This is a genomic window from Actinoplanes subtropicus (genome assembly GCF_000721705.1).
Taxonomy (GTDB): Bacteria; Actinomycetota; Actinomycetes; order Mycobacteriales; family Micromonosporaceae; genus Actinoplanes; species Actinoplanes subtropicus.
Map to the genome: position 1 here is coordinate 92534 of NZ_JOJL01000020.1, position 22030 is coordinate 114563.

The 22030-nt window shown below is 71.2% G+C and carries 20 protein-coding genes; 4 read left to right on the forward strand and 16 right to left on the reverse strand.

Translation table 11 applies throughout. The features are described from left to right. Nucleotide 1: 1 nt before the first annotated feature. The 6 genes from IH26_RS0125690 to IH26_RS0125715 all read right to left on the reverse strand — a co-directional run bounded on the left by IH26_RS0125690 (nt 2) and on the right by IH26_RS0125715 (nt 5976). Entirely contained in the window at nt 2-1216 is a 1215-nt protein-coding gene (locus IH26_RS0125690; RefSeq protein WP_051808499.1) for an MFS transporter, read from the reverse strand. A gap of 4 nt (nt 1217-1220) precedes the next feature. Continuing rightward, nucleotides 1221-1778 (reverse strand): winged helix-turn-helix domain-containing protein, encoded by a 558-nt coding sequence (locus IH26_RS0125695; RefSeq protein ID WP_030438796.1) that lies wholly within the window; start codon nt 1776-1778, stop codon nt 1221-1223. Nucleotides 1779-1831: 53 nt separating this feature from the next. Next, nucleotides 1832-2398, reverse strand: a complete 567-nt coding sequence (locus IH26_RS0125700; protein ID WP_030438797.1) for a hypothetical protein — start codon at nt 2396-2398, stop codon at nt 1832-1834. 35 nt (nt 2399-2433) lie between these two features. Then, complete coding sequence (locus IH26_RS0125705) at nt 2434-4506, reverse strand: copper-translocating P-type ATPase (protein WP_425394398.1); 2073 nt, start codon at nt 4504-4506, stop codon at nt 2434-2436. A gap of 81 nt (nt 4507-4587) precedes the next feature. Continuing rightward, entirely contained in the window at nt 4588-5598 is a 1011-nt protein-coding gene (locus IH26_RS0125710; RefSeq protein WP_157437387.1) for a hypothetical protein, read from the reverse strand. 30 nt (nt 5599-5628) lie between these two features. Then, entirely contained in the window at nt 5629-5976 is a 348-nt protein-coding gene (locus IH26_RS0125715) for a PadR family transcriptional regulator (RefSeq protein WP_030438800.1), read from the reverse strand. Nucleotides 5977-6055: 79 nt separating this feature from the next. Between IH26_RS0125715 and IH26_RS0125720 the strand changes: the two genes are divergently transcribed. Continuing rightward, a complete protein-coding gene (locus IH26_RS0125720; protein ID WP_030438801.1) occupies nt 6056-6475 on the forward strand; it encodes a MarR family winged helix-turn-helix transcriptional regulator in 420 nt (139 codons plus the stop codon). 1 nt (nt 6476) lies between these two features. On the opposite strand, the gene IH26_RS0125725 is transcribed toward IH26_RS0125720, so the two are convergent. Then, nucleotides 6477-7118 carry an MBL fold metallo-hydrolase gene (locus IH26_RS0125725; protein ID WP_030438802.1) on the reverse strand — a complete coding sequence of 214 codons (642 nt, stop codon included), beginning with the start codon at nt 7116-7118 and terminating at the stop codon, nt 6477-6479. A 63-nt stretch (nt 7119-7181) separates the two neighbouring features. On the opposite strand from IH26_RS0125725, the gene IH26_RS0125730 reads away from it, so the two are divergent. Then, entirely contained in the window at nt 7182-7808 is a 627-nt protein-coding gene (locus tag IH26_RS0125730) for a ribonuclease FAU-1 family protein (RefSeq protein WP_051808500.1), read from the forward strand. Between the two features lie 41 nt (nt 7809-7849). Here IH26_RS0125730 and IH26_RS0125735 read toward each other — a convergent pair whose 3' ends face one another. The 5 genes from IH26_RS0125735 to IH26_RS0125755 form a co-directional block, all read right to left on the reverse strand. Continuing rightward, complete coding sequence (locus IH26_RS0125735) at nt 7850-9631, reverse strand: gamma-glutamyltransferase family protein (protein WP_030438804.1); 1782 nt, start codon at nt 9629-9631, stop codon at nt 7850-7852. A gap of 30 nt (nt 9632-9661) precedes the next feature. After that, on the reverse strand, nt 9662-11593 hold the full coding sequence (locus IH26_RS0125740) for an ABC transporter ATP-binding protein (protein ID WP_030438805.1): 1932 nt from the start codon (nt 11591-11593) through the stop codon (nt 9662-9664). A gap of 85 nt (nt 11594-11678) precedes the next feature. Continuing rightward, nucleotides 11679-13439, reverse strand: coding sequence for an ABC transporter ATP-binding protein (locus tag IH26_RS0125745; RefSeq protein ID WP_030438806.1), 1761 nt, complete (start codon nt 13437-13439; stop codon nt 11679-11681). A gap of 93 nt (nt 13440-13532) precedes the next feature. Then, nucleotides 13533-14645: an MFS transporter gene (locus IH26_RS54000; protein ID WP_157437388.1), complete on the reverse strand. Its 1113-nt coding sequence runs from the start codon at nt 14643-14645 to the stop codon at nt 13533-13535. A gap of 31 nt (nt 14646-14676) precedes the next feature. Continuing rightward, nucleotides 14677-16254 (reverse strand): alpha/beta hydrolase, encoded by a 1578-nt coding sequence (locus IH26_RS0125755; protein ID WP_030438807.1) that lies wholly within the window; start codon nt 16252-16254, stop codon nt 14677-14679. A gap of 116 nt (nt 16255-16370) precedes the next feature. Here IH26_RS0125755 and IH26_RS0125760 point away from each other — a divergent pair, with 116 nt between their 5' ends. After that, the gene (locus IH26_RS0125760; RefSeq protein WP_030438808.1) at nt 16371-17501 is read left to right on the forward strand and encodes a PQQ-dependent sugar dehydrogenase; all 1131 of its coding nucleotides are present in this window, start codon (nt 16371-16373) and stop codon (nt 17499-17501) included. A 47-nt stretch (nt 17502-17548) separates the two neighbouring features. Here the strand turns inward: IH26_RS0125760 and IH26_RS54005 are convergent, their stop codons facing one another. From IH26_RS54005 to IH26_RS0125780, 4 genes are all read right to left on the reverse strand, one after another. Beyond that, the gene (locus IH26_RS54005) at nt 17549-17737 is read right to left on the reverse strand and encodes a hypothetical protein (protein ID WP_030438809.1); all 189 of its coding nucleotides are present in this window, start codon (nt 17735-17737) and stop codon (nt 17549-17551) included. A gap of 158 nt (nt 17738-17895) precedes the next feature. After that, nucleotides 17896-18186: a hypothetical protein gene (locus IH26_RS0125770; protein ID WP_030438810.1), complete on the reverse strand. Its 291-nt coding sequence runs from the start codon at nt 18184-18186 to the stop codon at nt 17896-17898. A 13-nt stretch (nt 18187-18199) separates the two neighbouring features. Continuing rightward, nucleotides 18200-19870, reverse strand: a complete 1671-nt coding sequence (locus IH26_RS0125775) for a sodium:solute symporter family protein (RefSeq protein ID WP_030438811.1) — start codon at nt 19868-19870, stop codon at nt 18200-18202. Between the two features lie 49 nt (nt 19871-19919). Beyond that, entirely contained in the window at nt 19920-20582 is a 663-nt protein-coding gene (locus IH26_RS0125780; protein ID WP_030438812.1) for a TetR/AcrR family transcriptional regulator, read from the reverse strand. 99 nt (nt 20583-20681) lie between these two features. On the opposite strand from IH26_RS0125780, the gene IH26_RS0125785 reads away from it, so the two are divergent. Then, nucleotides 20682-21869 (forward strand): FAD-dependent monooxygenase, encoded by a 1188-nt coding sequence (locus IH26_RS0125785; RefSeq protein ID WP_030438813.1) that lies wholly within the window; start codon nt 20682-20684, stop codon nt 21867-21869. The last annotated feature ends 161 nt before the right edge of the window (nt 21870-22030 follow it).

Genomic DNA, 22030 nt, shown 5'->3' on the forward strand with positions numbered 1-22030 from the left:
GCTACGCCGCCTCCGGCAGTTCGCGCATGGTCCGCAGCGGCGAGAATACGATCCACAACACGCCGAGCAGCCCGCCGATCGCGGCCACCCACAAGGCCGGCCGGACGCCGATGAACGTCCCGAGCGCGCCGCCGAGAACCGCGCCGACCGGCCGGATGCCGTAGTTGACCATCCGCTTGAAGCCGGACACCACCGAGAGCCGGTTGTGCGGCGTCGCCGCGGTCTGCAGCGAACCGGCGGCGATATCGAGCAGCATCACCCCCAGCGCCGACAGCAATTCCGCGACGAAGAGCGGGATCGGCCCGTGCGCCAGCGGAATCAGGATCAGCGGCGCCGGAAACGCCACCATCCCGAGAATCAGCGCCGGCCCGATCCCGACCCACCGCGCGACCCGGCCCGCGACCATCGCCCCGATCAGCCCGCCGACCGCTCCGCAACCGAGGATCAGCCCGAGCGTGCCCGGCGCGATATGCAGTTGCTTGGTCGCGTACAGCACGAACAGCGCGTCGAAGATGTAGTTGAAGAGGTTCAGGGTGGTGCCGCCGAGCAGAATCGGCCGCAGCACCGGCGACCTCAGCACGAACCGCATCCCGTCCGCCATCCCGCCGCCCTTCCGGTCCCGCTCGACCGGCCTTTCCTCGACCGCCATCCGGGACAGGAAGGCGGCCGAGGCCACAAAGGTCAGCACGTCGGCGACCAGCGCGAACGGCGCCGTGAACACCTGCACCAGCAGCCCGCCGACGCTCGGCCCGGCCACGTTCGCCATCGCCCGGCTCCCGTTGACCAGGCTGTTGGCCCGCACATAGTCGGGCCGTTGCACCAGATCGGCGAACAGGCTGCTGTGCGCCACCTCGAACAGCACCGAGAGCGTCCCGGTGCCGAACGCCACCGCGTACAGGACCGGCAGCGACAACCCGCCGCCCCACCACAGCAACGGCACCGCCAGCAGCAGAACGGCCCGCCCCAGATCGGCGAGAATCATCAGCCGGCGCTTGTGCGGATACCGATCGACCCACGCGCCGGCCGGCAGCGAGAAGAGCAGATTGGGCACCAGCGCGGCCGCCGTGAGGTAGCCCATCTCGGCCGGCCCCGCGCCGATCGCCAGCACCGCCAGCAACGGCATGGCGAGCAGCGTGACCTGGTCCCCGAACAGTGACACGGTCTGCGCCGACCAATACCGCCGGAACGTCACCTGCCGCAGCAGCGGCGGCATCATCGCCTCAATCACGGGGCACCGCCATCCGCATGATCTGCACCGGGCGCGCACCCTCGGGCCGCCGCGCCGGATCCTCGAGCCGGTCGTCGAACCGCGCCATCAACGCATCGATCTCCGCCATCAGCTGCACCAGCTCCGCCGCCGTGACATGCGTCAATACGTCCCCCAGCCCGGCCGCCCGCCGCCATTCCGCCGGCTCGTCCGCGCGCCGGGCGAGATACTCCCGCGTCCGCTGTGCGTACTCCCCCAAGATCGCCGTCTCGAGCTGAACGGCCGCGGCCCGGACCGCCGGATCGTCCGAGTCGCTCTCCCACGCGGTGTACCGCGCGGTCGCCCGCCAGGGCCGCTCCCGCGCGTCTGCCCCCGGCGCCCGCTCGGCCAGGCCGTATTTGGCCAGCTGCCGCAGGTGGAACGAGCAGTTCGGCACGGTGTCGCCCAGCCGCGCCGCCGCCTGGGTGGCCGTCATCGCCCCCTCGGCCCGCAACAGCCCGATCAACCTCAGCCGCAACGGATGCGCATACGCCCGCAGCGCCGTCGCGTCGTCCAGCCGCACCTCACGCATACCCTAAAGGATGCTTTAGAAAGACTCCTCTAGCAAGTCGGGCCGGCGGTCGATCAGCGGCCGACGGCGTCGAGGCGAGGGAGGGGAATCTTCCAGAGCGGCGTGCGGGGGTCGGCCATCCACATGCGGGCCGACATGACGCGCATCATGTGCAGCGGGCCGCCGATCAGGAAAACGGCGACCGGCAACTCGGCGACCAGGCTCGCCACCGACAGCCAGCGCCCGGGCCCGGCGGTGAGCATGACGTCGAACCAGCCGTCGCACAGGAGCAGGATGCCGGCGGCGAAGGCGGTCGGGATCATCAGCTGCCGGCGCCGCCAGCCGAGGACCGCGGTGAGGGCCAGCAGGAGGATCAGGATGATGTCGAAGCCCACCCACGCCGCCGCCCACGAGTGGACCTCATAGTGCGCCGGCAGCGTCAGCGCGAGATACACCGTCCAGGGGACGAGCGCGACGGCGACGACGGTCAGGATGGTCAGCCGGAACGTCCTGATCCGGCGCAGGGCGCCGGGTGGCGGCAGCAGTTCGCCGGCCGGCCGGCTCAGTCGCCGGATCAGCTCGCGGCGCTGCGACTCCGACAGGCCGGCGATCTGCTCGTCGGACAGGGTTTGTTCGCCCACTTGATCCATGCTAGGAGTGCCTTCGCGCCGGCGGACTACGAAGTCAGGCGGATGCGCCGCAGCAGCTGGGCGTTCGCGGCGACCACGATCGTGGAGGCGGACATCAGGATCGCGCCGACGGCCGGGTTCAGCACGAAGCCGGTCCCGGCCAGCACGCCCGCGGCCAGGGGCAGGGCGATCAGGTTGTAGCCGGTCGCCCAGGCCAGGTTCTGGATCATCTTGCGGTACGAGGCCCGGGACAGCCGGATGATCCCGGTGACGCCGCGCGGGTCGGAGGAGGCCAGCACCACGCCGGCCGACTCGATCGCCACGTCGGTGCCGGCGCCGATCGCCACGCCGACGTCGGCCCGGGCCAGGGCGGGGGCGTCGTTCACGCCGTCGCCGACCATCGCCACCCGCAGCCCGCGTGCCTGCAGGTCGGCGACCGCCTGGTCCTTGTCGGCCGGGAGCACCTCGGCGAAGACCTCGTCCAGGCCGAGTTCGGCCGCGACCGCCTCGGCGACCGGCTTGGCGTCGCCGGTGATCATCAGGATCTGGCCGACGCCGGCGGCGCGCAGCTGGGCGATCGCCTCGCGGGCCTCCGGTCGCACCTCGTCCCGCAGCGCGAACGCGCCGATCACCGCCTTGTCCTCGGCGACCAGGTAGAGGAGCACGGCACCGGCCCACTCCGACGTGGACTCGGTGAGCGCCGGCGGGACCTCCACCTTCAGCTCGCGAAGCAGGGCCGGCCCGCCCACGGCGTACGCTCGGCCCTCGACAAGCGCACGCACCCCCCGGCCGGTCAAAGACTGGAAGCCCGAGGCGGAAGCTCGCCGCGGAGCGGCGGCGACGATGGCCCGGGCCAGCGGATGCTCGCTGTCCGCCTCGACGCCGGCGGCGAGGCGAAGCACCTCGTCGGTCGAGTAGCCGTCGGCCGCGGCGACACCGGTCAGCGTGTGCGCGCCGCGGGTCAGCGTGCCGGTCTTGTCGAAGAGGACGGCGTCGACGGTGCGCATCCGCTCCAGCGCGAGCCGGTCCTTGACGAGGATGCCGGACTTCGCGGCGACCGCCGTCGACAGCGCGATGACCAGCGGAATCGCCAGGCCGAGCGCGTGCGGGCAGGCGATCACGAGGACCGTCACCGTGCGTACCACCGCCTGGTTGAGGTCGCCGAGCGCCCACCAGACCACGAAGGTGACCGCCGCGGCGGCCGTGGCCACATAGAACAGCAGCGCGGCGAACCGGTCGGCGAGCACCTGCGCGCGCCCGCGCGACGCCTGCGCCTGCGCGACCAGCCGGCCGATCCCGGCCAGCGCGGTGTCGTCGCCGACCGCGGTGACCTCGACGCGCAGCGCCGAATCGGTCGCCACGGTGCCGGCCACCACCCGGTCGCCGACGCCGCGCGCCACCGGCCGCGACTCCCCGGTGATCATCGACTCGTCCAGCGAGGCCGCGCCCTCCACGATCCGCCCGTCGGCCGGCACCCGGCCGCCCGATCGCACCAGCACGGTGTCGCCGACCCGGAGGTCACCGATGGCTACCTGCTGCGGCTCGCCCTGCGTGTCGATCCGCTCGGCCTCGTCGGGCAGCAGCGCGGCCAGCGCGCTCAGGGCGCCCTGGGCCTGGCCGATCGCCTTCATCTCCTGCCAGTGGCCGAGCAGCATGATCGTGACGAGGGCGGCGAGCTCCCACCAGAAGTCCAGGTCGAACCAGCCGAAGCTGGTCACCAGCGACGCCACGTAGGCGACCGTGATGGCCATCGAGATCAGCAGCATCATGCCGGGCGCGCGCCCGCGCAGTTCCTGCGCCCCGCCGGCGAGGAACGGCCACCCGCCGTAGCAGAACACGATCGTTCCGAGAACCGGCCCCACCCAGCCGATGCCGGGAAAGTCCAGGTGGTACCCGAACCAGTCCATCACCATCCCGCTGGTCACGACGATCGGGATGGTCAGCGCGAAGGTCAGCCAGAACTTCCGCCGAAACACCTCCGGATCGTGCCCGGCGTGCCCACCGTGCCCGGCGTGCCCACCGTGCCCGGCGTGCCCATCGTGCGCTGAGTGATCGCCGTGCTCTTCGTGGTCGTGGTGCTCGTGTGTCATGCCGGTCGCCGCGGTGCCGTGCTCCGTCATCACATCCACCTCCATGCCCAAACGTATACCCCCTAGGGGTACTCGGCAAAGAGAATGTGTCCAACGACCCATCCGCTTCCGTCAGCGGACGTTCTCGGCCTGCCGGCCCAGCCGGACCAGCGCGCTCAGCCGTTCCCAGCGGTCGACGAGGACGGCCGCCAGGGCGAACACCGCCGGTGGAGTGGCCAGCAGGACGGCCCACTGGACCGGCTGCAGCAGGATCGGCGAGGGGAACCGCTGGCTGGAATACATGAATCCGGCGAACCCGTAGCTGACCATCGCGGCGATGCCGGCCACCGGGGCGGTCAGCGCCAGGATCCGCCGGCGGACCGGGCCGCCCTGCCGCCACCACGCCCACCCGGCGAGCGCGGCGGCGATCAGGTAGAACGGCACGCCGAGCCGGACCTGGGGCCGGCCCTCGACGATCAGCGCGAGGTGGCTGGAGTATCCATAGAGCCGGTCGTCGACGACCCGGCCGCCGAACGCGACCACCAGCGCCGCGGCGAACCACCACCGGCCGCGCGGCGCGGTGACCGGCGGGCCGCCGACCAGCCACGCCGAGGCCACCGCGACCAGCAGGGCCACCGTCACCAGCCAGCTCGATTGCAGAACCTGGCTCGGCGAATGGTCGTACCACCGGGCGACGTGGACCACCTCGACGACCGCGCCGGCCATCGCGACGCCGGTGGCGACCCGGCGCAGGCCGGCGAGGGCCACGGCGACCACGATCGCCCACACGGCCGGCCGGGCGACGTCCAGCGCGTCCGCGCCGCCGGCGAGAAACGGGGCCAGGCGCAGGGGCAGCCGGTGGAGCCCGACGCCGAGCAGGAACAACGCCCCGGCAAGCTGCACCACGGATGCCGCCCGTCGCCACGCCTCGGCGCCGAGGACGCCGCCCCACCCACGAAGGCGCACGACCAGCGCGTTGACCAGCAGATCGGCGCCGTCCCGAAGATCCGGCCTGCGCTTGCCCGGCTCAGCCGCGGCCAGCAGCACGGCCACCATCTCCTCCTCGTACTCCCGCCGGTGCCGCCGCGGATAGGCGGTCATCAGGCGCCGATAACGGCGCTCCAACTCGTCATGCGCAGTCATCGACTGTGCGTCTCCCGTCATCTCGGTATCTCAGGCCGGCGCGTCGCCGAGCCGGGAACGCCGCTCCCGCAGCCGGCGGTCGGCGATGGTCGCCTGATGGCGCAGCCGGGCACTCTCGTCGGCCAGCCGCCGGTCACCGAGCGCGGTGAGCCGGTAATACCGCCGCAGCCGGGAGTTGACGACCTCTTCGCGGTCGACCTCGATGAGCCCGTCGTTCCGCAGCCGGTCGAGGACGGCGTAGAGCGTGCCCGCCCGCAGGGTGACGCGCCCGTCGGTGATGCGCCGGACATCCTCGATGACGGCGTAGCCGTGCTGCGGCTCGGCCGCGAGGGCGGTGAGCACCAGGAACGTGGGCTCCCGCATGGTCGCGTCAGTCATGGCCGCCACTATATACCGACGACGGGTATATACGCTGACGCGACGCTAGGGGTAAACAGCAGTGCTGTATTATCGGCGGATGGGTACGGAGGACCTCGCCGAGGAGTTGCGGGCCGCGATCGGCCGGTTCGTGCGGGCGACCCGGGCCCACGCCGACGGCCTGCCGCCAGCCCGCGCCCAGGCGATGGGTCACCTCAGCCGGGAGGGGCCGCAGACCATCGCCTGCCTGGCCGGCCGGCACGGGGTCCGGCACCAGAGCATGAGCCGGGTCGTCGGCGAGCTCGAGTCGCTCGGCTACGTGACCCGCGCCGCCAACCCGGACGACGCCCGCGGCTTCGTGATCGCCCTGACCCCGGCCGGCGAGGCGGCGCTCGAGGCCGACCGCGCCGCCCGCCGGGCCTGGGTGGCGACCGCCATCGAGACCCGGCTGACCCCGGCCGAGCGGGCGATCCTGCTGGCCGTCCCCGCCCTGCTGGACCGTCTGGCCGCCGACGACTGAGTCAGAGGTCCAGCGTGGTGCCCGGGGCCGGCTGCTCGATCGGAAGACCGGTCAGGCCGTCCTTGCCGAGGATCCGGGCCACCGACGCCTGACCGATCTCGCTCAGCATCACCTCGTGGATCTGCACCACCCGCGCCGGCCGCACCGCGCGCACGAAGTCGGCCGCCTCGCCGAACTTCGTCCACGGCCCGCTGGTCGGCAGCAGCAGCGTCTGGACCGGCACGTCCGGCACGAAATACGCGTCGCCGGGGTGGTAGAGCGCGCCGTCGATCACGAACCCGACGTTCTCCACCTGCGGGATGTCCTGGTGGATCCGCGCGTGCGTGCCGCCGACCGCCAGGATCTCGAAACCCGCGATCTCGAGCCGCTCCCCGGGCGTCACCGCGGTCACCCGTCCGCCGCGGTCACCGAGCGTTTGCCGTACGCCCGGCGGCGCCCACACCCGCAACCCGGCCCGCTCCCGCAGGGCCGCCCCCAGCATCTCTTCGTCGACGTGGTCGAAGTGCTCGTGCGTGATCAGCACGGCATCGGCCCCGGCCACCGCCTCGCGCGCGTCGGGCGTGAACACCCCGGGGTCGATCACGATCGTCCGGCCACCCTTGGCGAGCGCGACACAGGCATGCGCATACTTGGTAAGTTCCACAGCACCACTGTACAACTTGCCCCCGACCGCTACGGTCCGCGGCATGTCTTTCGTCCCGGTCAGGTGGTCCTGCAGCGGTACTTCCGGGGCGACCGGTGCACGTTCGTCCGGCCGATGCGGGTGGTCCGTGATGATCAGGACGGGCTGCTGCTCTGGCTCACGGCCGGCAGCGAGTTCGCGGCCCTGGTCGATGCGGACGGCAGGACCAGCCACGACCTCCCGCTCGACGAGTTGAACGAGCCGCGACTGACCAGGCAGCGGTGGCGCGACTACGACGTGCTGGAGTGGATGCCGGCCGGTGCCGCGTACTCGATCTGGTGGATGTTCGCGGACGCCTTCGCCGGGTGGTACGTGAATCTGGAGTCGCCCTACGAGCGGCACCCCGAGGGTGTGGACAGCGTCGATCTGGTGCTGGACATCCGGGTCGAGCCGGGCCGCGCCTGGAACTGGAAGGACGAGGACGAGTTCGCCGCCCGCACCGGCAGGCCGGGCTACTTCGACGCCGTCGAGGCCGAGGCGATCCGCGCCGAAGGAAACCGGCTGGCCAAGCTCGTCGAGGGCGGCGAGTTCCCGTTCGACGGCACCCACACCGACTTTCGGCCGGACCCCGGTTGGGGCCCGCTCACGCTGCCGACCGGCTGGGATCGGGAACATCGCGGACAGAGCGCGGGGCCCCGGCGCGGCGAGTAGCCGGCCGAGGCCCCGCTGACGGTCAGTGGGTCGGATGAGGGTCAGTGGGTCGGGTGGACGACGCCGGCCGCGCCGCCGCCGCGGCGGACCGGTTCGGCTGAGGCGATGAGGCCGCCGTGGGCGGTGAACTCCATGGCCGTGGCGGCACCCAGCTCGGCCATGTCCGGGCCGAACGAGTGGCCCAGCGCGGTGAGCGCCGGCCCGTACTGCGTGTGGAACGCCGGCTCCGCCTGGATTCCGGCTGTGTTGCGCTGGGACGCTCGCGGGGCCGCCAGCGCGGCCGGCAGCGGCATGCCCAGCACCAGCCGGTTGACCAGGATCTGCAGAACCGTCGTGATGATCGACGCGCCGCCGGGCGAGCCGAGGGCCAGGAACGGCTTGCCGCCCTTGAGCACGATCGTCGGCGCCATCGAGCTGCGCGGCCGCTTGCCCGGGCCGGGCAGGTTCGGGTCCGGCGCCGTGCCCTGGGTGGGCGCGAAGTTGAAGTCGGTCAGCTCGTTGTTGAGCATGAAGCCGCGCCCCGGCACGACCATCCCGTTCCCGCCGAACTGCTCGAGCGTGAACGTCCACTCGACCACGTTCCCCCACCGGTCGCTCACCGTGATGTTGGTGGTGCTCAGCCCGTTGTCGGGGGTGAGCGTCGCGGCGGCCGGGGTGCAGCCGGACGCGTTGATGTCGCCGGGCGCGACCGGCTTCACCATCGCCGCGGCGGGGTTGATCTTGCAAGCCCGCTGGGCGCCCCAGCGGTCCGAAACCAACTTCTGCAAAACCTCGGGCGGGGTGTACGCGCCGACATAGCGCCCGCGATCGGCGAACGCCAGCGCCGACGCCTCGAGGTAGGTATGCAGCACCTGCGTCACGTCGGCGGGCGACGGGTTCGCCGTCTCGAGAATGTTGAGCGCCTCGCTGACCGCCGTGCCCCCGCTGGACGGCGTGGACATCCCGTACACCCGCAGACCACGGAAGTCCGAGACGGTCGGGCTCGGTTGCCGCACCCGGTAGGCGGCCAGATCATCCATGGTCAGGACGCCGGGCCGGATCGGGTACGGCCAGGTGCCGACCGGGTTCGACGAGACCGGCGGGTGCTGGACGGTCTTGATCAGGTCCGCGCCGATCGGGCCGTGGTAGAACGAGCCGATCCCCTGCGCGGCGATCTGCCGGTACGTGCGGGCCAGGTCCGGGTTGCGCTGGGTGGTGCCGATCGCGGGCGGCTGACCGCCGGGCAGATAGAGCGCCTTGGTCGAGTCGAACTGCCCGAACGCGGCCGCGTTGTCGCTGACTTGCTGGCGGAACTGCGCGTCGACGGTGAAGCCGCGGTCGGCCACGGCCGCCGCCGGGCGCAGCAGGCTGGCGAGCGAGCGGGTGCCCCACTGCCGCAGCGCGGTGTCCCAGGTGGCGAGCGCCCCGGGCACGCCGGTGGAGAGGCCGCTGACCCGGGCCTCCTGGAAGTCGTAGGGCTGGCCGTCGACCGGGTCGATGAAGTAGGTCGGCGTCATCGTGGCCGGGCCGGCCTCGCGACCGTCGATGGTGGACACCCGGTGCCGCTTGGCGTCGTAGTAGACGAGGAAGCCGCCGCTGGCCGGGCCGGCCACGAACGGTTCGGTCACGCCGAGGGTGACCGCGGCGGCCACGGCGGCGTCGATCGCGTTGCCCCCGTGGCGCAGCACATCGAGCCCCGCCCCGGTGGCGGTCGCGTCGACGGTGGCGATCCCGCCGCCGTACCCGTAGGCGGTCGGGCCGAGGACCTGGGTGGAAGCGGACGCAGGGGCCGCGATCAATGTCGAGGACAGGGTTGCTGCTGCAAGAACCGGCAAGATCCGCATCGATCCTCCGAAGTGGGCAGAGGTAGCTGTCTATTCCTGCCTACCAGAAGTCGCGGCCCACGTCTCGAACATGGCGGCATAACGACCCCCGGCCCGAACCAGGTCGGCGTGCGAGCCGGACTCGACGATGCCGTGGTCGTCGACCACGATGATCCGGTCGGCGCGCATCGCCGTGGAGAGCCGGTGCGCCACCAGGATCGCGGTCCGCCCCTCCAGCAGCGCGTCGAGCGCCGCCTCCACGCGCAGTTCGGAGCGCAGGTCGAGGCTCGAGGTCGCCTCGTCGAGCACAACGACCCGCGGCTCGGCCAGAAACGCCCGGGCCAGCGCCAGCAACTGCCGCTCGCCGGAGGAGACCGACTGGCCGCGCTCGTGCAGCGGGGTATCAAGTCCTTCCGGCGCCCGCTCGACCAGGTCCCGCAGCCCGACCGCGTCGACCGCCGCCCACACCTCCTCGTCGTTGGCCGATGGCCGGGCAAACGCGATGTTGTCCCGCAGCGTCCCGGCGAAGAGGAACGGCTCCTGCGGCACCACCCCGATCTGGGTGCGCAGCGAGGCGAGCGTGACATCCCGCAGGTCATGCCCGTCGATCCGGATATGTCCGGAATCGGGATCGTAGAACCGGGTCACCAGCTTCGCCAGCGTCGACTTGCCAGCCCCCGTGGGCCCGACGCAGGCGACCGTCTCCCCGGGCGCGATCCGCAGGGATAGATGCGATAAAACCGGACGAGAAGGCAAATATCCGAAAGTGACGTCGTCGAACTCGATCTCGCCCACCACCGGCGGCAACACCGAAGCCGAGGCCGACTGCACCACCGACGGCGACGTCCGCAGCAGGGACCGGATCTTCCCGATCGCCGCCTTCGCCTGCTGATACTGGGTATAGAGCTGGACCAACTGCTGCACCGGCTGGAAGAACGCGTTGATGTAGAGCACGAACGCCGTCAACTCGCCGATCGTCAGCGTCCCCCGCAGCACCATCCGCCCGCCGACCAGGAGCATGATCGCCATCGCGACCAGCCCGATCACCGACGTCCCCGGCCCGTAGATCGCGTTGATCCGCCCGGTCCAGTCGTTGGCGTCCCGGTACGCGCCGACCACCGACCGGTGCGCGACCACGTTCCGGTCCTGCCGGTTGTGCGCGGTGACCACCCGCACCCCGTTCAGGCTCTCGGCCAGATCCGCGAACATCGCCGCGATGGTGTCCCGCTGGCGGTTGTAGCCCCGGTCCGCCGCGTACCGGAACCACAACGACGCGGCCGTGAGCGGCGGCACCACCAGCACCAGGGTCAGGATCGCCAGCAGCACGTCGTAGTGGAAGAGGATCGCGGTGACCACGACCATGGTCAGCGCCTGGATCAGGAACTGGGCGAACCCGTCCTGCAGCAGGTTCTGCAACGACTCCACATCGGAGGTCATCCGGGTCATCGTGACCCCGGCCTTCTCCTTGGTGTAGTAGTCCAGGGACATCCGCTGCAGGTGCGCGAAGACGCGGATCCGCAGGTCCCGGGTGGCCGAGGCGGCCAGCACGCCGGTCTTGCGCATCCGGATCGCGGTGGCGACCCCGGTGAGCAGCACGGCGGCCACGAAGCAGATCGTGGCGATCACCAGCACCCGCAGGTCACGCTTGGCGATCCCCTGATCAATACCGACCTGCACCAGGTACGGGCCGGCCTGCAGCAACAGCGTCTCGACCAGGATGGCCAGCGACGCCGCGAGCAGCAGCCCGGGCCGCCCGATCAGCAGCCGGCTCAGCGAGATCTTCGCGCCGGAGTCGGCCACCGGGTCGAACGGGACGCCCGGGTCGCCGTGGTCGGGCTCCCGGGACTCCAGCTTCGCCACGCCGGCGGCCAGGTCGGACGGGATGCCGGCGAACGGCAGCCCGCTGCCCTTCCGCCCGGCCGCGCCCACGGTCGGCCGCCCGCCCACGTTGAACCCGCCGAAGCCCCCGCCGAACATGCTCATGCTGTGCCCACCTTTGGCATGCCCTTCTGGCCCTCGCCTTCGACGCCGTCCGCACGTCCCGCCGGCTGCCGCTCGGTGCAGGCGGTCACGCCGAGACCTCCTGAGCCGCGAGCACTTCCGCGTAGCGCGGCTCGTTGGCCAGCAGCGACTCGTGCGTGCCGTCGGCGATCACCCGGCCGTTTTCCATCAACACGACCCGGTCGGCGAGGCTGATCGTGGACAGGCGATGCGCCACGATCAGCGTGGTCCGCCCGCGCATGCGCTCCTTGAGCGAGCCGTGGATCCGCTGCTCGACCCCGACGTCGATGGCGCTGGTCGCGTCGTCGAGCACGAGCACCGGCGGGTCGACCAGCAGCGCGCGGGCGATCGCGATCCGCTGTCGCTGCCCGCCGGAGAGCGTGTAGCCGCGCTCCCCCACCACCGTCTCGTAGCCCTCCGGCAGTTCCCGGATGAACTCGTCGGCGCCCGCCGCCACGGCCGCCTCGATCACCTCGCGGCGGGTGGCGTCCGGCCGCCCGTACGCGATGTTGTCGTGGATCGAGAGCGAGAACAGGAACGGCTCGTCCGGCACGATGCCGACCTGCTCGCGCAGCGCGGTCAGCTTGATCCGGCGGACGTCGACGCCGTCGATCGTGACGCTCCCCGAGGTCACGTCGTAGAACCGGGCGGCGAGCCGGCCGAGCGTGGACTTGCCCGATCCGGTGCCGCCGACCACCGCCACCGTCTCGCCGGCCCGCAGGGTCACACTCAACTGATCAAGAGCCAAGGTCCCATTGGGGTACGCGAAGGTGACGTCGACAAACGCGAGATCCCCGCGCAGCGGGCGCTCGACCGGCTCCGGGTCGTCGAGGATCTCGCTGGGCGTGTCCAGGATCTCGTAGATCCGCCGGGCCGACGCGGAGGCCCGCTGACCCATCATGATCATCATGCCGAGCAGCCGGAACGGCGGCTGGAGCATCAGCACGTACGAGTTGAAGGCGACGATCGTGCCCACTGTGGTGTGCCCGTTGATCACCATCAACCCGCCGATGAGCAGCACGAGCGCGAGCCCGAGCCGGGGCAGGTTGTCCAGCAGCGGGTTCCACCGGCTGCGGATCCTCGCGTCCTGCCGGTAGGCCCAGCGGATCCGGTCGGCGCTCTCGGCCAGCGAGCGCAGCTGCCGCCCCTCCGCCGCGAAGGCCTTCACGATGCGTACACCCTGAATGTTTTCGTCCACGACGGTGGCCAGCTGGGCCAGCCTCGCCTGGATCATCCAGGAGACCGGAAAGATCGCCTTGCGCATGCTGACGCCGAGCACCCCGATGATCGGCATGGTCACCATGGCGACGATCGCGAGCGGCACGTTGATCGAGAGCATCAGCACGAAGGCGACCACCGCGATCAGGCACTGCACCAGGATCGACGGGCCGAAGGACAGGTACATCTGCACCGCCCGGATGTCCGAGCCGGAGCGGGACATCAGCTCGCCGCTCTGCACCCGGTCGTAGAACCCGAACGGCATGCGGACGAGGTGCGCGTACACGATGTTGCGCAGGTCGTACTCCATCTCGTACGCCGTGCGCAGCAGATAGAGCCGGGCCAGATAGTTGATCAGACCCTGCAGCAGCGCGAGCCCGACGATCGCCAGCACGTAGGTGGAGAGCCGGCCGGTGCGGGCGACGATCGCGTCGTCGATCCCGATGCGGACCAGGTTGGGGATCTGGACCTGCACCACCAGGCCGATGAAGGACAGCAGCAACGAGGTGATCAGCAGCCCGCGATGGGCCTTGACGAGCGGCAGCGCGCGACGCAACCAACTCTTACGGACATCGGGATCGATGGACGCCTTGGGCGCGCGTCGGATCAAGCAGCGCCTCCCGGGAGGTGTTGTTAGCTTGGCTAACGATACTCCCCGTCGTCCGGCCTCGGAAGGTGACGCGAGCCACCACCGCCGTGACGATCAGCCCCAGCAGCTGGCAGCCGGCGATGCCGAGCAGCAGCACCACGGGGCCGGCCGACGCGGCGAGCCCGGCCACGGCCGCCGCCACCGCGGCCCCGGTGACCTTGAGACCGGCGCCGAGGGTGAACACCTGGGTCCGGGCCTCGGGCGGCGCGGCCCGGTCGCGGACCGCGAAGACCGCGACCACCAGGAGCGAACCGAGCGCGCCCGCGATCGCCAGCAGGACGAGCGCCGGCCATCCGTCCGGCGCCATCGCCACCAGGACGAAGACGGCCGTCGTTCCGGCAGGCAGAAGCGCGTGACCGCAAGCGGCGGACGACGCACCGGGAACACCGTCGTGAGCAGCGATCCGGCCAGCCCGCCGGCCGCCGTCACCGACAACACCAGGCCGGTGTACGCGGTGTCGTGCTGCCGGGCCGCCAGCAGCACCGCCACCACCGGCAGCGCGCCGACCCCGGTGTCCTTGAGCACCGACCCGGCGGTCACCGCGCCCAGCTCCCGATCGCGCACGATCACCGACAGTGCCCCGGCCGACTCGGCCCAGCGCCACCGCCGGCCCGAACCCGCCCGCAGCGGCAGCGACCCGGCCAGCACCGCCGCCGTCCCGGCCAGGCCGGCCAGCGCGAGCATCGACCAGAGCCCACCGGCGCTCGCGGCGATCACGGCGGCCAGGGCCGGACCGGCGATGCCCGCGACGGCGTACGTCGTCACGTCCAGCCCGAACGCCCGATCCAGCCGGTCACCGGCGAGTTCGCCGAGCAGGCTGGTGAGGCCGCCGATCAACAGCGGAGCGCAGCAACCCGCGGCGAGCAGCAGGCCGGCCGCCGCGACCGGGCACGGCCCGATCAGCGGTGCGGCGCCGGCCAGCGACGTCGCGTAGCCGAGAAACACGCCGGCGTAGAGTGCGCGCCGTCGCCGGGCGGCGTCGGCGAACGCGCCCACCACCGGAGCGGCCAGCACGTGCGGCACCATGAGCGCCGCGACCAGCAGGCCGCCCACCCCCGCCCGGCCGGTGCGCTCGATCGCGAGCAGGAGAACGGCGACCCTAGCGCCCTCGTCGGCGAGGCGCGCGCAGGCCGCCGTGCACACGTAGCGGCTCAGCACAAAGGACATCGACCATGCCTTACCCGGATCGGGCCGAGGGTCACCCCACGCCGAACGGTTTAGGCTCCACCGCCGGGCAGCTCGCGCCGGCCGGCGGTCGGACCAGCTTGATCAGGTACGCGTCGGCGGTGGCCGCGACGCAGGGGCTGTCCTTGTAGACGACGTGCCCCCAGCCCTGGTAGGTGAGCAGGCTGCCGGCCGGGCCGGCCTGCCGCGCGACCCGCTGCGCCCAGACGTAGGCGGTGGCCGGGTCGTGCCGGCTGCCGATCAGCAGCACCGGGGCCAGGCCGGTCGGCGGGGTGAACGGGCGCTGCGGGTTCGGCGGCGCGACCGGCCAGCCCAGGCAGTCCACGGTGGCGGAGAGCGCGAGCGGCGAGGCGATCATCTGCGGCGCGCGGGCGGCCAGGACCGACAGCCGCCGGTGCAGGTCGGCGAACCCGGTGATCGGCAGGTACCAGTCCGAGCAGATCACCGCGGCGAAGCTGTGCTCGCCCACGTCCATCGCGGACGCCGGCGCCGCGGGCACGGGCCGGGGCGGCGCGGCCCTGCGGGCTCCGCCGACTGATAGTCCAGGCTTGGGTAGGGACGCTCCGCCGACTGACAGTCCAGGCTTGGGTAGGGACGCTCCGCCGACTGATAGTCCAGGCTTGGGTAGGGACGCTCCGCCGACTGATAGTCCAGGCTTGGGTAGGGACGCTCCGCCGACTGACAGTCCAGGCTTGGGTAGGGACGCTCCGCCCCGGTCGTAGGGGTTCTCCAGGGTGCCGGCCCGCGCCCGGGCGAGCAGCTTCGCCCACAGCGCCGGGATGTCCTGGCCGCGCAGCACGCACTGGGCATCGCGGGCGCACCACGAGACGAACTCGCGGAACGAGTCCTGGGCGGCGTCGGTCTCCTGCACCAGGAACGTGCCGATGCCGGCGCTGTGGTCCATCACGCCGTCCAGCACCAGGGCGCGCAGCCGCTGCGGATAGCGCTCGGCGTACTGCTCGCCGATCAGCGACCCGTACGAGGCGCCGTAGAAGCTGATCTTCTGCTCGCTGAGGGCCGCGCGCAGCGCGTCGACGTCCCGCACCACGCTGAGGGTGTCGACGTGGTTGAAGACCGGGCCGGTGTGCGCGGCGCAGTCGGCGGCGAGCCGGCGGTTGTAGGCGATGGTCGACACGTACGCCGGCTCGGAGGTGATCAGCGGGTTCGGCCGCGCGTCGAGCAGGTCCTGCGTGCAGAGCACCGGGGTACTGCGGCCGACCCCGCGCGGGTCCAGGCCGACGATGTCGAAGTGTTTGCGCAGCTCCTCGGTGAAGAAGGTGGGCGCGTCGAAGGTGAAGTCCACCGCGGACCCGCCGGGCCCGCCCGGGTTGACGAACAGCGTGCCGATCCGTTGCGCCGGGTCGGTGGCCGGCCGGCGCGCCACGGTCAGCAGCACCGTCGGACCCTGCGGATCGGCCCAGTCGGCCGGCACTCGGAACGTCCCGCACTGCACCTTCGCGTTCTCCGGGCACGCCTTCCAGGCGATGACCGGAGGCGCCACATCTTGCGCTTGGGCCGGGCTTTCCGCGTACGGGAACAGGGTTAGCAGCAGGACCACCGCGGCCCGCAAGGGTCGCGCCAAAGCTCGCACCGCGCTGTCTCTCCGCCCTGCACGGCAGCGGCACCGCGCCGGCCCATCGTCGGACGAATCATGATCGCCGGACCGGGAAACGGGTGAATTTCGCCAGGCCGTGGCAGGGTATCCCGATGACCACCGCACCCCTCTCGCGTCTGGTCGCGATCGCGGCCGGCGCGGCATTTCTTTCCGCCTGCACCAACGGCTCGTCACCGCAGGTGGAGGCCCCTTCGGCCGCGGCGCCCGCGGCTTCCACCAGCCCCACGCTGCCGCAGACCGACGGGTCGTTCACCCCCCAGCGCGGCACCCCCGACCTGAGCAAGCCACAGACCGTGATGACCGGCCTCGAGGTCCCGTGGGGCCTCGCCTTCCTGCCCGACGGCGGCGCGCTGGTCAGCGAGCGGGACAAGGGCGACATCATCTACATCCCGGCGCGGGGCGGCAAGCCGTCGCGGGTCTACAAGATCGAGGAGTCGCAGGGCGGCGGCGAGGGCGGCCTGCTGGGTCTCGCGATCGACCCCGAATACCCCAAGAACGGTTTCGTGTACGCCTATTACACCGCCGCGACCGAGAACAGGATCGCCCGGTTCCGGCTGAACGACACCCGGCCCACCGTGATCTTCTCGGGCATCACCCGGGGTCCGCGGCACAACGGCGGCCGGATCGCGTTCGGGCCGGACGGGATGCTCTACGTCGGCACCGGCGACTCCAGCGACGGCGCGCAGTCGCAGGACCCGGCCGACGTGAACGGCAAGATCCTGCGGCTCACCCGGGACGGCAAGCCGGCGCCGGGCAACCCGACCCCGGGTTCGCCGGTCTGGTCGATGGGTCATCGCAACGTGCAGGGCCTGGCCTGGGGCCCGGACAAGAAGATGTACGCGATCGAGTTCGGCCAGGACACCTGGGACGAGGTGAACGTCATCGAGCCCGGCAGGAACTACGGCTGGCCCGAGGCGGAGGGCAAGGCCGGCAACCCGAAGTACGTCGACCCGATCGTGCAGTGGAGCACTGACGAGGCCTCGCCGTCCGGGGCGGCGATCTCCGGGAACACGCTGTACGTCGCGGCGCTCAAGGGCGAGCGGCTGTGGCTCGTACCGCTGAAGGGTGGCGCCCCGCGGTCCGAGTTCACCGGGAGGTACGGGCGGCTGCGCACGGTGGCGATCGCGCCGGACGGCGCGCTGTGGCTGATGACGTCGAATCGGGACGGTCGCGGCGACCCGAAGGACGGCGACGACCGGATCCTGCGGTTCCCGCTCGGTTGACAGCGGCGGGCCCGGTCCGTTGACGGCTCACGGACCGGGCCCGGCGCTCATCTCTTGGTGGCGTTCGGGGGTAGTTGGGGAAGGGCCGAGATCGCGTTGGCGTACTGCGCGATCTGACGGCCGTTGGGCACGACTCCGACGGCGCGGAGCTGGTCGTGGATCGCCTGCGCAACATCACCTTCGGACTGACCGCGGTGTGTCTGCGCGACCTTGTTGATGACGTAGTCGATCCGCACCTGTGCCTGCCAGCCGGCGGGTCGGCTGCCGCCGGATGAGGCGAGGCTGACTTTGGCTAGTGGTTCCATGCCCTGTCTATCGGAAGGTCAGACCCCGGACTCGAAGATATGGGTACCCGGTGCAACCGAATCGCACCGAGGGCACACCCCCTCGGCGATCAGTCCGGCTCGTCGCTCGGTTTCGTGTCCGTTTCGTCCGCCGGTTCGGGCAGCGCGTCGGGCGGGCTCAGCCGCAGCCAGAGCAGCACGAGCAGGCCGAAGACGAGCATGGCGAGGCCCATCCAGAGGTTGATGTGCACGCCCTGCGCCTTCTTCACCTCGGCGGTGGAGTCGAACAGGCCGATCACCGTGACGATGATCCCGTAGACCACGAAGAGGCCGCCGATCACCAGCCGGACGTCGAACAGCCGGGCGGCGCGCCGGCGGCCGGCCTCGGTCTCGTTTGCCATGACGGTTCTCCCCTCACCAGACCGGGATGTACAGGAGGACGGCGAGCACGAGCGCGATCACCCCGAGCAGCACCGGGTTGCGCCACCACACCCGGTCGCCGGCCATGATCACCTCGCCCGAGGTGGTGGTGCCGCCCAGCCCGTACACCAGGCCCCGCAGTTCGTTCTCGGGTTTCGGCGGGGTGAACTGGGTGACGATGATCGCGACGATGACGGCCACGACGAACGCGGCGCCCGCGCCCCAGAAGCTCTCGTCCAGGTCGGAGTGGAACTTGAGCACCTTGCTCAGGTGCAGGATGTACAGCGTCAGCGACGCCAGGAAGCCGAGCACCAGCGACCAGAAGCCGGCCCAGGCGGACATCCGCTTCCAGAACATGCCGACGATGAAGGTGGCGAACAGCGGCGCGTTGAACAGCGAGAACAGCGCCTGGATGTAGTTCATGATGTTGTTGAACCCGGCCGCGATGAACGCCGTGCCGATGCCGATCAGGATGCCGCCGATCGTGGCGATCCGTCCGACCCGCAGGTAGTACGCGTCGTCGCGATCCTTGCGGATGTAGGACTGCCAGATGTCGTACGTGAAGACGGTGTTGAACCCGGAGACGTTGGCCGCCATGCCCGCCATGAAGGAGGCCATCAGGCCGGTCACCGCCACCCCGAGCACGCCGTTGGGCAGCAGGTCGCGCATGAGCTGCGGGATCGCGTAGTTGTACTGCAGGTCGCCGGTCTCGGCGCCCAGCCCCTTGACGGTGACCAGCGCGATCAGGCCGGGGATCACGGTCACCGCCGGGATCACCAGCTTCGGGAAGGCGCCGATGATCGGAGTACGCCGGGCGGCGCTCATGTTCTTGGCCGAGAGCGCCCGCTGCACCTCGGCGAAGTTGGTCGTCCAGTACCCGAAGGAGAGCACGAAGCCGAGGCCGAAGATGATGCCGATCCAGTTCGCGCCCAGCGGGTTGTCGGTGCTCGCCGTGTTGGACCAGGTGTGCAGGCCGGCCTCGCCGAGCGGGGTTTGCCGCACCTTCTCGAACAGGCCGCCGATGCCGCCGACCTTGACCAGGCCGATGATCGTGATCGGGATCAGGCCGGCCAGGATCACGAAGAACTGCAGCACCTCGTTGTAGATCGCCGAGGAAAGGCCGCCGAGGGTGATGTAGACCAGCACGATGGCGGCGCCGAGAATGATCGACAGCCAGAGCGGCCAGCCGAGCAGCGCCTCGAGGATCAGCGCGAGGGCGAACAGGTTGACGCCGGCAATGAGCACCTGGGCGACCGCGAAGCTGATCCCGTTGAACAGGTGGGTGCCGTTGTTGAAACGCCGCCGCAGGAACTCGGGGACGCTGCGCACCTTGGAGCCGTAGTAGAACGGCATCATCACGATGCCGAGGAAGACCATCGCCGGCACCGCGCCGACCCAGTAGTAGTGCAGGGTCATCAGGCCGTACTGGGCGCCGTTGGCGGCCATGCCGAGGATCTCGATGGCACCGAGGTTCGCCGAGATGAAGGCGAGGCCGGTCACCCAGGCCGGCATCGACCGGCCGGAAAGGAAGAAGTCGGCACTGGTGTGGATCGCCGCGCGGGCCGCGAAACCGATGCCCAGCACGGTGAGGAAATACAGCGCGAGGATCAGGTAGTCGAAGACGTTCAGGTCGAGCCGGAGTCCGCTCGCGGCGAGCTCATGCACGGGCCACCTCCAAGGCAAGTCGCCACCGTCTACCCGGCATGAAGATGTTTCACACGCGTTGCGCCACAAGCACCCCCAAACCGTCCAGGATGCGCCCGAGTCCGAAGTCGAACGCGTCGTCGGCGCCGCCGTGCGCGGCCACGTCGGCCAGGGCGGCGACGACCGCCGGGTAGCGCTCGGCATGGTCGCGCACGACCATGCCCATCGCGGCGGCCAGATCGCTCTCCGCCCCGCCGGCCTGCCCGGCGATCATCCGGACGTGCCCGGCCAGGGTGGCCACCGCATCCAGCCGCTCGGCGCCGGTCAGGCCGGGCGGCAGCACGACCAGCGCCCGCTCCATCCAGGCCACCTCGTTCGGCCCGATCGGGCGGCGGCCGGTGCTCGCCTCGAGCGCCCAGGCATGCCCGCCATACGCCCGCAGCAACGCCGTCGCCCAGTCGGTCAGCGCCCGCCGCCACTCCCCCACGATCGGCGGCGGCGGGTCGAGCGCGCGCTCGAGCATCGCCGCGACCAGCTCGACCTTGCCCGGCAGGTATCGATACAGGGACATCTTCGTATAGCCGAGGTCGGCGGCGACCCGCTGCATGGAGACGGCCGCCAGCCCCTCGGCGTCGGCGATCGCGATGGCGGCATCGGCGATCTGCTCGAGGGTGAGCGCCGGCTTGGGCCCACGGGTCGGCCGCGGGCGCGGCGCCCAGAAGAAGTCAGCCATCTTGCCTTCCCTTCGAACAGCGTCTACCGTACACAGAAATAACCGAGTCCGATGGACACAGTTTTCGGTTTTCAGTCGACACAGCTTGAGGAGACGAAGATGGACGTCCTGATCTCGGGCGCGAGCATCGCCGGCCCGGCGCTGGCCTACTGGCTCGCCCGCTACGGCTTCGGCGTGACCGTCGTCGAGGCGGCGCCCGCGCTGCGCACCGGCGGCCGGGCGGTCGACTTCCGCGGCGACCTGCACCTGGGCGTGCTCGACAAGATGGGCGTGCTTCCGGCGCTGCGCTCGGTGCAGACCCACGGCACCGCCATGCGCGTCGTCGACGCCCAGGGCCGGCGCCTGATGGAGTGGCCGGCCGGCCTGGCCGGCGGCGATCTGGAGGTCCGCCGCGGCGACCTGTCCCGCATCCTGTGCGACGCCTCCCCCACCACGGAGTATCTGTTCGGCGACCGCATCACCGCGATGACCGAGACACCCGAGGGCGTCACGGTCACCTTCGCGAGCGGCCTGCGCCGCCCGTTCGCCCTGGTGATCGGCGCCGACGGCGTGCACTCCGGCGTCCGCCGCCTGGCCTTCGGCCCCGAGGACCGTTTCGTGAAACACCTGGGCTACTACGTGGCCGGCTGGGACGTCCCCAACACGTGGTCCCTGACCAACGACCTCCTGCTGCACAACGAGCCCGGCCGCATGATCAGCGCCGGCGCCGACCACCGCCACCCCGACCGGGCGTCGGCGTTCGTAGCCTTCGCTTCCCCCCTCTTGCAATACGACCGCCACGACCGCGACGCCCAGAAGCGCCTGCTACGCGACCGCTACGCCGGCATGGGCTGGCTGGCCCCGCAACTGCTGGACGCCCTGGACTCGGCCCCCGACTTCTGGCTCGACCAGATCTGCCGAGTCGACAATCCCCACTGGACCAAGGGCAGAGTCGCCCTGGTAGGCGACGCGGCTTGCGGCGCCACCATCGGCGGCCAGGGCAACGGCACCGCCATAGTCTCGGCCTACGTCCTGGCCGGCGAGCTGGCCGCAGCCAACGGCGACCACAAAGTCGCGTTCCCCGCCTACGAGCGCCGCATCGGCAGCTTCGCCCGCCGCACCCAAAAGGGCGGCGACACCACCGGCAAGTTCCTGGCCCCCAAAACCGCCACCGGCATCCGAGCCCGCAACTACTTGAACAACAAGCAGTGGTTCCTCGACCTGACCTTCAAAATCGCGGCCGACCGCAGCACCAACCTGACCCTCCCCGACTACCCGTCCCTGGCCCTCACCCGCCCACCCCGCTGATTCCGCTGCTTTCAAGATCGGCACCGGCACTGCGGTGCTGGACCGAAGACGACCGAACCCGCGTCTACCTGACCGACGGCTACGTGGCGCCGCCGCACCGGCGGCACGGCCTGGGCGGGCGGCTGCTGCGCAGGGCGGAGGTTGCCGCAGCCCGGCTTGCC

Coding starts and splice junctions, on each gene's coding strand:
- IH26_RS0125690 (WP_051808499.1), bottom strand. CDS start 1,216: ATGATGCCGCCGCTGCTGCGGCAGGTGACGTTCCGGCGGTATTGGTCG.
- IH26_RS0125695 (WP_030438796.1), bottom strand. CDS start 1,778: ATGCGTGAGGTGCGGCTGGACGACGCGACGGCGCTGCGGGCGTATGCG.
- IH26_RS0125705 (WP_425394398.1), bottom strand. CDS start 4,506: ATGACGGAGCACGGCACCGCGGCGACCGGCATGACACACGAGCACCAC.
- IH26_RS0125710 (WP_157437387.1), bottom strand. CDS start 5,598: ATGACTGCGCATGACGAGTTGGAGCGCCGTTATCGGCGCCTGATGACC.
- IH26_RS0125715 (WP_030438800.1), bottom strand. CDS start 5,976: ATGACTGACGCGACCATGCGGGAGCCCACGTTCCTGGTGCTCACCGCC.
- IH26_RS0125720 (WP_030438801.1), top strand. CDS start 6,056: ATGGGTACGGAGGACCTCGCCGAGGAGTTGCGGGCCGCGATCGGCCGG.
- IH26_RS0125735 (WP_030438804.1), bottom strand. CDS start 9,631: ATGCGGATCTTGCCGGTTCTTGCAGCAGCAACCCTGTCCTCGACATTG.
- IH26_RS0125740 (WP_030438805.1), bottom strand. CDS start 11,593: ATGAGCATGTTCGGCGGGGGCTTCGGCGGGTTCAACGTGGGCGGGCGG.
- IH26_RS54000 (WP_157437388.1), bottom strand. CDS start 14,645: ATGTCCTTTGTGCTGAGCCGCTACGTGTGCACGGCGGCCTGCGCGCGC.
- IH26_RS0125760 (WP_030438808.1), top strand. CDS start 16,371: ATGACCACCGCACCCCTCTCGCGTCTGGTCGCGATCGCGGCCGGCGCG.
- IH26_RS0125770 (WP_030438810.1), bottom strand. CDS start 18,186: ATGGCAAACGAGACCGAGGCCGGCCGCCGGCGCGCCGCCCGGCTGTTC.
- IH26_RS0125780 (WP_030438812.1), bottom strand. CDS start 20,582: ATGGCTGACTTCTTCTGGGCGCCGCGCCCGCGGCCGACCCGTGGGCCC.
- IH26_RS0125785 (WP_030438813.1), top strand. CDS start 20,682: ATGGACGTCCTGATCTCGGGCGCGAGCATCGCCGGCCCGGCGCTGGCC.